This window comes from Paenibacillus sp. LS1 (assembly GCF_026013365.1).
In the GTDB taxonomy this organism is placed as follows: domain Bacteria; phylum Bacillota; class Bacilli; order Paenibacillales; family Paenibacillaceae; genus Paenibacillus.
The window spans coordinates 157,324-170,587 of the sequence record NZ_JAPDOE010000004.1; the positions used below are offsets into that span (position 1 = coordinate 157,324).

Here is a 13,264-nt window from a genome sequence, read left to right on the forward strand (position 1 = left end):
GCTATCTCACCATGGGCTCCTCATGTTTGGGATAATCACTGTTATGACTGTACTGCTTAATCTCGCCGTTGTTAAAAATGATGTATTGATACTTCGCTTCGGGTTCATCCGCGAATGTTACGAAAGCACCGTAAGGTGCTGCAGAGCTTTTTGAAGAGTACGTACCTTGTACTTCGATAAGCTGTTCGGGTGAATAACCCTTCTGTTCAATCAGGTAAGTGGTTACCTGTTGTTCAGCGTCATTTTTCTTGAGCGGATTACCAAGCAGTTCGAAGTAGGCCCAGCAGGATATCCCGAGTATAAGTGCTAAGATGACAAGTGAAGTGGCCTTGAATGTTTTACTCATAGGTATTTCTCCTTCTTTCACGTAAGCGACAATGAATTTAATAATGAAATATTAATATATTTGGGTATATTTATCAATTTAATGCTTAGTTGGTTATTTTTTAAAATGATGCTTCCAGAATCGTCTTTTTTCCACCCGAACGACTCCCTTAATCGCACCGAAGTCGTACGGAACACCATCCGCGCTAGGAATGAAAGGGTGTAAGATTGTATTATCGGATCAATAGCAAGGGACGCACCGAAAGCACATACGCTAATTTACAGACCGGCCAGGTGGCCGGTCTTTTTGATGCGGTGAATGTAGTCCCGGCACTGGTTCGGTCGGAATACGACTCTGAGTTAAAAGGGGGAGTCTACTGCTGCTGCATTGTCGCTGCATGGTGTGGGCAGATCTCAAACTTGCAGCCAAAGGGGGCGAAATGAATGTGTCTATGAATAATGAGACTAGCACTGCCGTGAGTACCAGTAAAATGAGTACGCTCATTAAAAAAACGCTGAAACAGAAGCTGGCGGTACTTGTTCCAGAGTGGAACGGTCGTGTGCTGGATGTACCTGCGTCAGGCGAAGTGTTGGCCGGGCCTTGTGCAGTCGTTGCGTTTGCCGAAGAAGTGCCGAAGTCTGCTTGGGCGGGATATCGACGGATTATTAAAATCTCACCCTACGCTCGCCCGGAAGATGGTGGCGCTGAACAAGTGGAAGCTTGGTCAGCGGATCTAATCGAAGGGTTGCACCAGGTAAGACTGGTGGATGAAGCAGGCGAGGCCTTCACTTGCATCTATTTGGGTTCTTCAGATAGTGACCGGGTGGATGCAGAGTCTGGAATGTTTACGCGCAGTCTGCGGTTCGGAGTGTATGTTCCCGAAGACTCGGGAGCTGCTCTCGTTGAATCAGAGGATGCGTGGCTAGCTGCGCTTCAAGACTGGACACAGCAAGAGCTTGGCTCGAACTGGTCGGTATATGGGGATGTCTGGCCCGGTGGATATGAGATGCCGTCTGTGTTATGGCGATTGGCTGGATGCAGCACGTCTGTGGCGGGCACTTCGGCATTGGAGGTTCGACAACAGTGGATTGGGCATGTGCTAACTGATCATTCGGTGTTAACACGCCAGACCGTTACTCGGTTGGTCCAGCAACTTGCAGTGCAATCTCGTCTTGCCATCACTGAAACGGGTGGCGAAGAACACGAAGGTAACACAAGGTATGTGACGGTGGATGAGGTCACGGCAGATCTGCAGACGGATGCATATCTGAATGGACAGATTCGCCTGACGTTGCAACAGCGGATTCGTCGTCCGGGTACGAATGTGCCTTTCATTCGTGAGATTCACCATAGCAAAGGCATGGAGTAAACGTTAGTCGAGAGGAACCTTCTATATAAGGGTGGTTCCAGATTATAGCTTTGAGTAGATTGGTTTAGCTTCAAATTCATAGGTTCATAGGATCAAAAATTCATAGGTCAACCTTAAAGATCAACGATTCACGAAATTAGTAGTCCAACAATGAGGTGAGAAGGCAATGGCAAGCTCAGTGAAAAAAAGCAAACAGACAGCCCCGCGGTATACACGGGCAGAACTGATGAATCATGCAGAAGCCCTCTTTGCCGTTAAGGCAGAGGTGCTGTACGGTGCGCTGTACGAAGCGGCGCAAGAGACGTTTTCCATTGAAGAAACGCAGGAACGAATTAACCAATTTATGAAAGTGAAGGTGAAGGGATAATGGCAGGTGGAACTTGGGAGCAAACGAATCGTCCGGTCCTTCCGGGCTTATATATGAATTTTCAGGCGGCAGCATCTTCGGCCATTCAAGCGGGTACGCGGGGAACTGTCGTTGTGCCGATTAAGGCCAACTGGGGTCCGGTGGGGACTTTTATTGAAGTAGGTAGCGAAGCGGCGATTGAACGCATTTATGCAGCGAATGTGCTGGACAACGGTACGGCTTATACGTCCTTGAAGCTTGCCCTGTTGGGTGGGCCGAAGAAGCTGCTCGCTTATCGGGTAGCAAGTGCTGCGGCCAAAGCAGCTACGCTTACTTTGAAGGACAGCAGTGATGCCAATGTGCTGCAACTGGATGCGAAGTATCCGGGGGATCGTGCGAATGGGTTCTACGTCACCATCCAGCCGGGTGTGATTGATAATACGAAGCATGAAGTGCGCCTTTTTGAAGGCAACCGGATGTTGTATGCGCTCCTGACAGCGGATATTACAGCAGCTTCTCTGGCAAAAGAGATTAACGCGGATGAACAAAATGTCTGGGTAACGGCTCAGGCGATTGGCGATGGTGCAGGTGTAGTTGCAACAATTGCGGGTGCGGCATTCAAAGGCGGCGTAAGTGGCAACGATGACCTGACCAATGCGGAGTACATTGCAGTACAGGGTGCGCTGGAAGGGGAGCGATTCGACGTCTTGGCTTTGGATCAGGCGGCAGATGCACCTCTGCTTGCAAGCTTTGCGGCATGGGTGAAACGTGTGCGTAGTGAAGGTAAACCGGTGGTGGCTGTATTTGGCGGTTCCGCAGCGGATGATACCTCTGCTACAGCAGCACAAAAAGCGGCAGCACGTTCGCTTGCGCTGAACCATGAAGGTGTGATTAATGTCGGTACAGGCGTTCGCCTTGGAGATGCATTCTACAGCTCGGCGGAAACGTCTGCCTATGTTGCGGGACTGATTGCAGGACAACGTCTGAACCAATCCACAACTTATGCAGCTACTCCGTTCGATGATGTGACACGTCGCTGGACGCGAGCAGAACAGGAGCAGGCGGTACAGAATGGCGTATTTATTTTCTTCCATGATGGACGTCAGGTGAAAGCACTTCGCGGTGTAAACACACTGGTAACTCCGGCAGCCGGACAGAATAATGCGTGGAAAAAAATCCGTTCCATTCGAGTGCTGGACACGATTAACACGGATCTGCAACGTTCCGCGGAAGATACGTATATCGGTAAAGTGAACAATACTGAAGAGGGTCGTCAGGCGCTGATTAGTGCCATGAAGGCCTATTTGGGGCTGCTCGCACAGAGCAATGTTATTGAAGCTGACGGTTATGATGTCATTCTTGACCCGGCGTATTACGGCACGGCACCAGTTCTCAAACCGGAAGCAGATCAGGTATTCCTGCAATGGAATGTGAAGCTGACGGATGTAATGGAGCAGTTGTTTGGTACATTTTACGTGCAATAAGATTGTGTGGAAGGAAAGAACTGTTTTTCTAAAATAATTACTATACGTTGAACTGATGGTATACACGATAACGTAGAGGGCAGAAAAAATCTGGGGATAACAGCGATCGGAAGATTGTTCTGACTGCGGAGTTATACCGTGTAATATTTATTAGTTCAACCAACCCAAGGAGGAAAATATATGTTGGATGCGTCAAGAGTAATTCTCGGTACCCATGGTCAGTTGCATATCGATGGTGTGTGGCAGACAAACATTAACAAGTTGGAAGCGAGTGTGGAGATTGAAAAGCGTGAGCTGAATCTGGTCGGTAACGACTGGAAGGTGCACAAGAATGGCGCGAAAAAAGGAACAGGCACGATGACGGGCTACAAAGTCACTTCGGATATGATCCAGCGCGGCTTCACCAAATTCGAGATTATTTCCAAGCTGAACGACCCTGAATCGTATGGACACGAGAGTGTTTTGCTGAGAGGTTGCATGGTGGACAAAATTCAGCTTGCCAACTGGACAGCGGGTGAGGAAGTACCGGAGGAAACGGGATTTACGTTTGAAGGATTTGAATTATTGAATCCGATCGTAGCGAACTAAGCTTTGAAATAGGCACGTGATTGAGCTGGTTTGCTCAAGCGTGATTGCATAGTTACTTCGTATAATATGGACACCAATGCGGGCCGAGATGATCTCGGTCTCTTTGTTGTCTCTACAGGCTTGGAAGATGGCCTAGATAAACCCATTTGTGAAATGAGAAGGAGATTACACCCGATGAGTATGAATGAAAATATGTCTGAAGAACAGATTTTGGATCAGTTGTTTGAAGCAGCAGAACGTTTGCCAGAGGAGAATGTGCGCATTCAGCGTCTGGATCTGCTGTTGACCTTGCGTGGACTGACGTCCTCCAAAGTGGATCACATTCGCGAACGCTGTACGATTCGAAAAACGACCAAAGGCCGCACCGAGGAAAAGGTGGATACCGAAACGTTTAACGCGCTGCTCATTTCTGAAGCAACGGTGAAATTAAAAGTCCGCAGCCTGGAATTGTCCGGCTGGGGGGATACCCGTATTACTGGCCGTATGAAGCTATCTGGTGGCGAACAGGCGGTACGTCGTATGTTGCTGGCTGGTGAATTGGATGCCGTAGGTGATAAAGTGCTGGAGTTGTCCGGCTTTGGTGTGGAGATTGAAGACCTAAAAAACTGATTCACTCCGGCGGGATGACCACGTTCCTGTATCACATGTGGGTACGTCATCATCTCCGGCCCGGAGAGTTCTGGTCTTTGCCACGAGGGGAGCGCTCGCTGTTAATTGCGTTCTCGGAAGAAGAGATGGCAGCGATAACCTCGCAAATGAATCGATAACAATATAGGGCAGGAGGTGAAAAAATGGCAGAAATAATTGTAGGTTTATCCAAGTCCAATGTGGAAATGCGGACAACCCTTCGTTATCTGGATCAGATCCAACGCTCCACGGAACGTCTGGGCAGAGTTCGTTATCAGAGTCTGATTAAGGTGAACAATGAACTGAGAACGACCGGACGCAGGTTGGAGCATATTTATAGTATGGCTGTGCGAATCAGCAGGCTGCGAATTACACCGACGGTTGATCTGGTTGACCGTGCTACCCCAGCATTAAATGGTTTGTTGAGGAAAATGAAGCAAATCCGATCTAAGATGTTGAATGCTACAGCTAGTGTGCAGCTCAAAGTCAGCCACCAGATTTCAGGTGTATCCGTTAATGTGAATTCACAGCCACTGATCGATGCTTTGAATACAAATACCCAATCTATTAATATGCTGAGTACCAAGCTAGACTCTATCAATATTGGAGCGGCACCAGCGGCCGAAGCGAAACCTAAAACTTTTTTGCAGAAGATGAAAGGTATGTTTGATCGTGGGAAATCAATCTCATCTGGTGTGGGGAAAGTCTTTGATGCAAGAAATAGTGGGAAGAAGCTATGGAAAGAAATCACAACACCTGCCACACCGGGGAATAAATTTAAAAAGGCGTTCAAGGTTACAAAACGTGGGGCAAAGTTTGTGAATGATTTCTCGTCCGCAGGGTCCGATTTGATCGGTGGATTCGATGGATTGTGGGGCGATGTAAAAGGTCTCTTTGGTGGAGGTGGAAGCGGAAGTGGGGCAGGAGGCAGTGGTGGGTCTGGCATCATAAGCAAGCTTGGTGGCAACCTCGTTAAAGGAGCAGGAAAATTGTTCGCACCACTCCGTATGTATAACAATATTAAAGAACTTGCAAGCGCCCCACCTGAGGATCGTGCTCGTGCGGTGGGTTCGGTTGCTGGTAATGCAGTAGGAACAGCTATTGGTACCGTACTTGGCAGTGTAATTCCAATTCCGGTGGTTGGGAACATGCTGGGCGGTTCAATAGGCGGTTGGCTGGGTGAAAAGGCAGGCGGTTGGCTGGGTGACAAGGTAGGTGGATTCCTAAAAAACAACGCGGAAGACATCTCAAAAGTAGCAAAATTTGCTTCTGAGGGAGCGAGTTACGTGGCGGAGAAAACGACGAATTTGTTCAATGGGGTTGCAGGTTTTTTTGGTTTCGGTTCTAAAAAGGAAGAGCAGACCGCCCCAGCCGCAGCGGTCATAACGTCACCCTCAACACCTGTAGCAACGCAGACACCACCCCCTCCACCGATAGCACCTCAGATGCCGCCTCCATACAGGCCGGCAGTTCTATCGATCACCGGTCCAGAAGCCTACATGAACAATCGATTTGGTTCACCGACGGCTGCGGGTCTTATGGGAACAAGTGTGATGCAATCCCAAGCGGTAGCAATGAATAACGCGGGTCAACCCAATGAGAAAGCTTCGCCGCTCACAGTGCGTATTTCCGAAGAACAGATGAGCAGTCTGGCAGGTTACCTTAAGGATTTCAAAACGGAAACGACGAACCAGATTGCTGTGAATATTGCACCGGGTACGGTACAAGTGACCGTTCGGGAGAACGCTATTGATTATGACGCAGTTTCTCATCAGGTGGGGCAACGGATCTCTAACGAGTTCCGCCGTGCGATGCAAAATCGCAAAACAATTATGGCCTAAGCAGAAAGGAGGCCGCAGATATGTCAGTACTTGAAGATAAAGTTGGTCCTAACAAAATGTCATTTACGTTGAAGGACGGCAACACTCCATTTCAATTCCCAGTGAACCCTGAAGAAGTTAATATTTCCAGGTCTAAGGGATATGAAACGGTCAATATGTTGGAGCATGGCGAATTTGATTTTGCACAAGGGGAGAAGGTGAAGGAGATCACTTTCTCTTCTTTTTTTCCCAAAAGATTTGATCCGTCCTATTGCATGGATGAAAAATCTTTTCTAGATCCACGTGTGGCGATGAATGTGCTGAACACCTTTCTGATCTCCAAAAAGCCGCTGCGTTTCATCATCTCCGAAACCGGAGTGAACGTTCCTGTATTTCTTGTTTCGCTTAATTCGAGCTTTCGCGGCGGGGAGACAGGGGATATTTACTTCGACCTGACCCTGCGCACATGGCGGGATTCCAAGGTGGAGAAGGTGGGTTCTGCCGCATCCGGGAGCAAGTCAGGTTCTCGTACGGATTTGAAAAAGTCTAGCAAGACCTACACCGTCAAATCTGGCGACTCCCTGTCCAAAATAGCAAAGCTGGAGCTGGGCAGCAGTTCCAAATGGAACGAGATCTACAAGCTCAACGCAAAGATCATCGGGAGTGATCCGAACTGGATCAAGCCCGGACAAAAGCTGGTGATGCCATGACCTACAAGGTCATTGTCGACGACAAATATGACATCACCAAGCTGGTGGAGACGATTACACTGAAGGACTCGCTCGACCAGATTGCCTATCAGGCCAACATCCGGCTGGCGGTGCCTGCATCTTCCGGTCTGCCTTCGATCTCACCGGGTATGGCGGTGCGGATTAGCGGGGTTTCTTTTGGCGAAAAATCCATGGTTCATTTGCTGCATCCTGCAGTCATCTGGGAGGTAGAAAGCTCGAACAGCGGCACCAAGCGGCTGTCCCTCACAGTGTACGACCGGATGATTTATCTGGAAAAATCGGAGGACGAGTTCCTGCTGCCGAAGGATCAGACTGCCACACAACGACTCAAAACCTACGCCAAAGAGTGGAAGATTCCATATGTTACGCTGCCGGAAACCAAGACAAAGCTGGGAAAAGCCGTGTATCGGTCACAGACGATCTTTTCGATGATGTTTGCCGATCTGAAGGAAACGGCGAAGTCCGGCGGGGACATGTACCATCCACGGATGACACCCGGTGGCTTGCAGCTCTTCCAAGTGGGAAGTAATGCAAAGGTGTATGAGCTGGATCGACTAATTGATCTGACCCAGATGCGTACGCTCGAAGGAGCGGTTACCAAAGTTAAAGTCATGGCAGCTTCGGAGTCCACGAGTGGCAAAGAGGTCCCTTCCAAAGTGCTGGCGATTGAGCAGGATGGTGTGGAAGAACTGGGCACATTGCAAAAGCTGATTGAAGACGATCAGGTCAAAACAGCAACCGCGGCGAAAAAACTGGCGAAAAGTCATCTGACGGGTATTCAGGAGACCTTTACGATATCAGCACCGGATGTGAATACGATTCGCGCCGGGGACGCAGTGTTGTTAAAAGGACTGAAGCTAATCGTCATGTCGGTCAGCCGTGATCTGTCTGCCGGACCTGGAACGATGACGTTGGAGCTGGGGACTGCTGAGCTGGTGAAAAGGAGGTATTACCTTGAATAAAGATGATCCGTATGGGCATTTTGCCGACGTCATGCGGGGTGCGATGAGTACACATTCCCGTCAGGCCGTGAGCGGGCTAGGTGCGGTGCTGGGTACGATGACCTCGTCGGGCGTGAAGTTGGATGATTTCAAGCACGAAGTGCAGGATTACCTCGTGGCCGAGTTGCCGGGCACGCTTGGACTGCCGGAGCGCGAGGCTGCTGGCGCGATCTCCGGTATAACTGACGTGGCAAACGGCGGAACGACGGGCACAGGACGGTTTCTTTTGCAAGAAGAGGAAGTGGAAGAAGCGGTGTGGTCTCTTGGTAAAGGATTAAAAGCGGGAGATCGTGTGCTGGCGATGCGGGTGAATGGCGGTAACGACATTGTGGTGCTGTGTAAGGTGGTGAGTGCGCATGCCTAGTTTGTTTCCGGAAACGGGTGTGGTCTGGGGAGATGAGGAGGATCTGTCGGGGGCGGCTTCGGATGAGGTACGCTTTGGACGGAGCTGGCGATTTGATTACGATGCAGGGGATTTTGTATTGACTCCAAGTGGCAAAGTAGCCGCGGCTGGTGGGCATGAAGCCTGGGTGCAATGGTGCATCAAGGCGGTCAAGACGCCGCGGTACAGACATGTGATTTACTCCCGGAACTACGGTTCGGAACTGGAGGAACTGGTGGGTCAGGGTGACAGTCGGGGTGTCATGGAAAGTGAGATTACCCGGATGGTGACGGAAACGTTGCTGGCTGATCCACGCACGGATTCGGTAGACCAGTTTACGTTTGATTGGAATCGGGAGCAGTGTATGTTCTCGTGCCGGGTGGCGAGTGTGCAGGAAGAGATGTTTATTCTGGAAAGTGAGGTGATCTGACGGGATGGCTGAGATTCCGCGTTATTTGGAGGACCAGACGGAGGAACAGATTATGCAGCGCATGCTGGATCGTCTGCCCGCGGATCTGGATAAGTCGGAGGGTTCGTTCTTGTGGGATGCGGAGGCTCCGGTTGCGTTTATGCTGTCTGAGGCAGCTTTGTGGGCACAGGAATTATTGCGGCGGGGGTTTGCAAGTACGGCTGCGAGCAGTGATCCGAATTTTCGTTCGGAAGAGCTGGATCTGCGGGCAGGAGAGCACGGCATCACACGGCGAGCTGCGGTGGCGGCACAAGGTGCAGTGAGGTTCATGGGTACGCCGGGGAAAGTGGTGCCTGCGGGAACGGTCGTGGCTACGCTCGCGGATGAAGTGTCTGCTGAAGCTTCGCTCGAATATGAGACGGTAGGACGTGTGGAACTGGATGTTGAGGGCTCCGGTGTGGTAGGCGTGCGAGCGCTTGTTGCCGGAAAAGAAAGCAATGTGCCCGCGGGCACGGTAACTGTGTTGTCTACACCTGTAAGTGGCGTGACCTCTGTCACGAACGTTGATGTGATCAAAGGTGGTGCAGATATTGAGGCCGATACGGCGTTGTTGGAACGCTTTTATGCCAAAGTCCGCAACCAAGGAACCAGTGGCAACAAATCGCAATATGTGCAATGGGCCAGTGAAGTGCCAGGTGTTGGTGCAACGCGGGTTATTCCGTTATGGCAAGGGCCTGGCACGGTGGGATTATATCTGCTGGACACGGAAAAGCGCGCTGCGGGCACCGATTTGGTGGCGGCGGTACAGAAGTACGTTGACCCCACGCAGGATGGACAGGGTGAAGGTGTTGCCCCAGCAGGCCCGGTCGTGTCCGTGATGCCAGCTGAGGAAGTGCCGATGAACATTCAGGTGAAGCTGACTCTTGCCAGTGATGCAACGTTGGCCGATGTACGAGCATTGATCGAACGAGGGGTGACCGCGTATCTGAAGCAGTTGGCTTTTGCCGATCCACTAGTTCGTTACACCCGCATTGCCGCGATTTTGCTGGACATTCCGCCGATTATCGACTATTCGGAGCTTACTGTGAACGGTGTAAGTGACCAGAATATCGAGATGACCGCGAGCCAGGTGGCCGTGCTGGGGACGGTGGATGTGCATGAGTAGTGTTGGGCAGATGGTGGATGAGAAAGTAGTTTGGGAGTGCGGAGGCCTAGGGAGATTGGGAGAAGTACGCCGATCTGAGTTAGAGCTGGTGAGAGAGACGTTTCATGATGATGTGCAAGGAAGGGAGGGGACAGGGCATGAGTGCTCCTTCTATTGTAGATGTTGGACTGACGAGTGAGAAAGGGCGGGAGTTGTTCTCATATTTGCCAAGGTATTATGAGACTTCTCGTGTAATGCAGGCTGATATGCAGGCCAAAGGCACCGAGATGGATCTGCTGTATCAGGCGTTGGATAAGACGTTGGAGCAGTTTTTTGTCCGTACGGCGACGTGGGGGCTGGACTTCTGGGAGCAGGAGCTCGGCATTGAGACGGATCGTCTCAAACCTGTGGAGCAGCGGCGTGCCGTGGTGGAATCGAAGCTGCGGGGTGCCGGGAAGTTCTCTGGTAGGCAGGTTGCAAATGTGGCTGAGGCGTATGCCGGGGGCAAGGTGGATGTAACTTTTCAACCAGAAGCGTGGAGTTTTACGGTGAGCATTGTAGATACGATGGGCATCCCGCCCAATATCGACGATCTCAAACGTGCGATTGAAGAACTGAAACCGGCCCATATGGCCGTGGAATATAAATACCGTTATCTAGTCTGGGATGATCTGGACGACAAACAGATGACATGGGACGAACTCGATGCCGCGTCCTTGACGTGGAATGAACTGGAGGTGTGGGCGTAATGCCAAAAGAAACAGATCGACTCAAATTGCCTCTTCCCTTGGGGAACGAGAATGTGACCCGGGAGAGTATTAACGGGATTTTTGAAAAGATTGATGCAGGTGTGGCGACACGTGAATCCATCCTTATACCTGCGGAATCTGATCTTAATAGCTATATTACAGAAGGGGAATATTATTGCCCAACGAATGCGACAGTAGGAACTTTAGCTAATTCCCCAGTAGGAGTAGCTTTTCATTTGACGATAGAAAAACATGCTGGTGTGGTCCAGACTCTAACAACCTTTGAACCGAGTAACCTGCAAGTTTTTCAAAGGAACTACTATGTCGGTTGGGGGCCATGGATAAAGGTACCTACAAGGGACGATATTGAAGCGGTAAAGGAATACACCGATCAGAAAGTCGAGGAAATCGTTATTAATGATGCATCCTTAACAGATAAGGGTATCGTCCAACTGTCCAATGCAGTTGATGGCACCCGTGAAGATGTGGCTGCTACGGAGAAGGCGGTTAGGGATGCGAGGGTTGAGGCTGAGACAAACGCTAAGAGTTATGCTGAGGCTAACTTTAATAAGCCCTCTGAACTGATGTGGGGTAATGTTATCAAAAACTCATCAGGCGGGTTGGGCCTTTCAAATTGGACCGCTAAAAATGGATCCACATGGATAACCTCGTCGACAAATGCGAGGTTAAGTGGATACTTTGCTCATACACCCTCAGTTAATGCTGGCGAATACGCAATTCTTGATAGCGACACAATTGTGTCTATTGTCAGCGGAACGTATCATTTGCAAGCCTTGTTTTATACCACTGGACAGACCACTGGCGGGATTAGAGTTGAAATTCTAAATGCAGCCGACAACTCCGAAATTGGAAGGGTTAGCGCTGATCTAAATACGGGATGGCACAGAAAAACCACCACTATTACGATTCCGAATGGTGTAAATATTGTAGTTAGGCTTGCAGCAGGTGGACCACTTGTTTCGGGAACAAAAGCTTTTAGCCGTATCAAACTTACGCCGGGGGCAAGGGATGTGCCGTACTCTAACGAAGGTGATATCAACTCGCTTTTTCAATCTGTCAGTGAGGGTAAAGGTTTGCTTGAGACAGCCATCACTGGCAAAGGCAGCACAGTCTCTAAGGCCGGAAGTGTTGCCACATTTTCTGAATTAGTCTCCGGGGTAGGTGGGATTTCCACAGGGATGAAAGTTTCAAGAATTACGGGGTTGAATGTTGTTCAGGACAGTGATAATTATATTACTTATGTCATTAATGACTTACCTTTTAAACCTATTTTAGTTGAAGTTTTGGTTACAAATTTTGTTAGGTTTAATCAGGGATCTAGTTATGATAACCAGATAGATGCGCTTATGACCGCAGACGTCATTGATGGAGTATTGAAGACTAGGACAACATCACAGTTACAGAATTATAGTCGAGGCGATGGATACTATAACGCACTAAATTTTGCCTGGAGGACTAGCAGTACTAAATTTTCTTCTAATAGTGTGACAATTGCCCTGAGTGCAAGTAATTACACGAATAATGGAACTACAAATTCATACACCAATAATTTCAGACTAAAACAAGTCTATATTTATGGTATTTAGCTTGAAAAATATTTTAGACTTTTCACCTAATTGTTGTACTGCTTATAATTTTGTTAAGTATTTTTCGATGTGTTAATTGTATTGCTTTTTTAATAATTGTCATAGATTAAGTTCAAGATCATGAAGACATTATAAAGAACAACCAAAGGTCAACTTTCCTTATAATAGTTTAATGGAGCATCTGTGTAATATGGAACGCGGTGTATGACAAGGAGGTGAACCATGACCACAAACCAACTAACCAAAGCCGTCGCAAACACGCTCACACAGCATTTCCCTAACATTCCGACCTACCCAGCAACAGTAGGTGGCAACTCAACTCCTGCTGAAAAAGGCATCTCCTATCGCCTGTTATCCGCTCAACTCACCCGCGAACGAAGCGATCGCTTCGTGCAATCTCACGCCTTTGAAATCCGCTGGCTCGAAACAGACAACATCCCCGCAACCCTGCCAGATGAGTTGTTCGAAGCACTAGAAACCATCAACGTGGAGGGCACACCCTATCGTGCAACGGAGATGCGCTGGGAGACGGAGAACGATACTCCGCGAATGCTGGTGTACTACACCATGCGAACCACCAAAGTGTCGGAGTCCGCCGCTACCATGCAACAACTTGAACAGCGACCTACCGCGCTTAAAGCTGCTAAAGAATAACTATATAAATTGAACTAACATCTACACA

General features: G+C 49.3%; 15 protein-coding genes. 14 read left to right on the plus strand and 1 reads right to left on the minus strand.

Going from position 1 to position 13,264, the window contains the following annotated elements; translation table 11 throughout:
* Position 1 precedes the first annotated feature (1 nt).
* Positions 2 to 346: a DUF3139 domain-containing protein gene (locus OM416_RS17880; RefSeq protein WP_264931712.1), complete on the minus strand. Its 345-nt coding sequence runs from the start codon at positions 344 to 346 to the stop codon at positions 2 to 4.
* 424 nt (positions 347 to 770) lie between these two features.
* On the opposite strand from OM416_RS17880, the gene OM416_RS17885 reads away from it, so the two are divergent.
* The 14 genes from OM416_RS17885 (at position 771) to OM416_RS17950 (ending at position 13,236) form a co-directional block, all read left to right on the plus strand.
* A complete protein-coding gene (locus OM416_RS17885; protein WP_264931713.1) occupies positions 771 to 1,694 on the plus strand; it encodes a hypothetical protein in 924 nt (307 codons plus the stop codon).
* A 166-nt stretch (positions 1,695 to 1,860) separates the two neighbouring features.
* On the plus strand, positions 1,861 to 2,061 hold the full coding sequence (locus OM416_RS17890) for a hypothetical protein (RefSeq protein WP_264931714.1): 201 nt from the start codon (positions 1,861 to 1,863) through the stop codon (positions 2,059 to 2,061).
* The gene (locus tag OM416_RS17895) at positions 2,061 to 3,524 is read left to right on the plus strand and encodes a phage tail sheath family protein (RefSeq protein WP_264931715.1); all 1,464 of its coding nucleotides are present in this window, start codon (positions 2,061 to 2,063) and stop codon (positions 3,522 to 3,524) included. The genes OM416_RS17890 and OM416_RS17895 overlap by 1 nt, the downstream gene beginning before the upstream one ends.
* A gap of 180 nt (positions 3,525 to 3,704) precedes the next feature.
* Positions 3,705 to 4,112, plus strand: a complete 408-nt coding sequence (locus tag OM416_RS17900) for a phage tail tube protein (RefSeq protein WP_036611426.1) — start codon at positions 3,705 to 3,707, stop codon at positions 4,110 to 4,112.
* 174 nt (positions 4,113 to 4,286) lie between these two features.
* Complete coding sequence (locus tag OM416_RS17905) at positions 4,287 to 4,721, plus strand: phage tail assembly chaperone (protein WP_017690174.1); 435 nt, start codon at positions 4,287 to 4,289, stop codon at positions 4,719 to 4,721.
* Between the two features lie 182 nt (positions 4,722 to 4,903).
* The gene (locus OM416_RS17910) at positions 4,904 to 6,580 is read left to right on the plus strand and encodes a hypothetical protein (RefSeq protein ID WP_264931717.1); all 1,677 of its coding nucleotides are present in this window, start codon (positions 4,904 to 4,906) and stop codon (positions 6,578 to 6,580) included.
* Positions 6,581 to 6,636: 56 nt separating this feature from the next.
* A complete protein-coding gene (locus OM416_RS17915; protein ID WP_264932088.1) occupies positions 6,637 to 7,269 on the plus strand; it encodes a LysM peptidoglycan-binding domain-containing protein in 633 nt (210 codons plus the stop codon).
* A complete protein-coding gene (locus tag OM416_RS17920) occupies positions 7,266 to 8,252 on the plus strand; it encodes a phage portal protein (protein ID WP_264931719.1) in 987 nt (328 codons plus the stop codon). Before OM416_RS17915 ends, OM416_RS17920 begins: the two co-directional genes overlap by 4 nt.
* Complete coding sequence (locus OM416_RS17925) at positions 8,245 to 8,655, plus strand: hypothetical protein (RefSeq protein ID WP_264931721.1); 411 nt, start codon at positions 8,245 to 8,247, stop codon at positions 8,653 to 8,655. The genes OM416_RS17920 and OM416_RS17925 overlap by 8 nt, the downstream gene beginning before the upstream one ends.
* The gene (locus tag OM416_RS17930) at positions 8,648 to 9,103 is read left to right on the plus strand and encodes a DUF2634 domain-containing protein (protein ID WP_264931723.1); all 456 of its coding nucleotides are present in this window, start codon (positions 8,648 to 8,650) and stop codon (positions 9,101 to 9,103) included. The genes OM416_RS17925 and OM416_RS17930 overlap by 8 nt, the downstream gene beginning before the upstream one ends.
* 4 nt (positions 9,104 to 9,107) lie before the next feature.
* On the plus strand, positions 9,108 to 10,247 hold the full coding sequence (locus tag OM416_RS17935) for a baseplate J/gp47 family protein (protein ID WP_264931726.1): 1,140 nt from the start codon (positions 9,108 to 9,110) through the stop codon (positions 10,245 to 10,247).
* Positions 10,248 to 10,384: 137 nt separating this feature from the next.
* Positions 10,385 to 10,975 (plus strand): YmfQ family protein, encoded by a 591-nt coding sequence (locus OM416_RS17940; protein ID WP_264931727.1) that lies wholly within the window; start codon positions 10,385 to 10,387, stop codon positions 10,973 to 10,975.
* The gene (locus OM416_RS17945; protein ID WP_264931729.1) at positions 10,975 to 12,582 is read left to right on the plus strand and encodes a tail fiber protein; all 1,608 of its coding nucleotides are present in this window, start codon (positions 10,975 to 10,977) and stop codon (positions 12,580 to 12,582) included. Before OM416_RS17940 ends, OM416_RS17945 begins: the two co-directional genes overlap by 1 nt.
* Positions 12,583 to 12,804: 222 nt before the next feature.
* Positions 12,805 to 13,236, plus strand: coding sequence for a DUF6838 family protein (locus tag OM416_RS17950; protein ID WP_264931731.1), 432 nt, complete (start codon positions 12,805 to 12,807; stop codon positions 13,234 to 13,236).
* Positions 13,237 to 13,264: the final 28 nt, after the last annotated feature.

Excerpts from the sequence above, each read along its gene's own strand:
- OM416_RS17880 (WP_264931712.1), bottom strand. The coding sequence starts at position 346 with ATGAGTAAAACATTCAAGGCCACTTCACTTGTCATCTTAGCACTTATA.
- OM416_RS17890 (WP_264931714.1), top strand. The coding sequence starts at position 1,861 with ATGGCAAGCTCAGTGAAAAAAAGCAAACAGACAGCCCCGCGGTATACA.
- OM416_RS17895 (WP_264931715.1), top strand. The coding sequence starts at position 2,061 with ATGGCAGGTGGAACTTGGGAGCAAACGAATCGTCCGGTCCTTCCGGGC.
- OM416_RS17900 (WP_036611426.1), top strand. The coding sequence starts at position 3,705 with ATGTTGGATGCGTCAAGAGTAATTCTCGGTACCCATGGTCAGTTGCAT.
- OM416_RS17905 (WP_017690174.1), top strand. The coding sequence starts at position 4,287 with ATGAGTATGAATGAAAATATGTCTGAAGAACAGATTTTGGATCAGTTG.
- OM416_RS17910 (WP_264931717.1), top strand. The coding sequence starts at position 4,904 with ATGGCAGAAATAATTGTAGGTTTATCCAAGTCCAATGTGGAAATGCGG.
- OM416_RS17915 (WP_264932088.1), top strand. The coding sequence starts at position 6,637 with ATGTCATTTACGTTGAAGGACGGCAACACTCCATTTCAATTCCCAGTG.
- OM416_RS17920 (WP_264931719.1), top strand. The coding sequence starts at position 7,266 with ATGACCTACAAGGTCATTGTCGACGACAAATATGACATCACCAAGCTG.
- OM416_RS17930 (WP_264931723.1), top strand. The coding sequence starts at position 8,648 with ATGCCTAGTTTGTTTCCGGAAACGGGTGTGGTCTGGGGAGATGAGGAG.
- OM416_RS17935 (WP_264931726.1), top strand. The coding sequence starts at position 9,108 with ATGGCTGAGATTCCGCGTTATTTGGAGGACCAGACGGAGGAACAGATT.
- OM416_RS17940 (WP_264931727.1), top strand. The coding sequence starts at position 10,385 with ATGAGTGCTCCTTCTATTGTAGATGTTGGACTGACGAGTGAGAAAGGG.
- OM416_RS17945 (WP_264931729.1), top strand. The coding sequence starts at position 10,975 with ATGCCAAAAGAAACAGATCGACTCAAATTGCCTCTTCCCTTGGGGAAC.
- OM416_RS17950 (WP_264931731.1), top strand. The coding sequence starts at position 12,805 with ATGACCACAAACCAACTAACCAAAGCCGTCGCAAACACGCTCACACAG.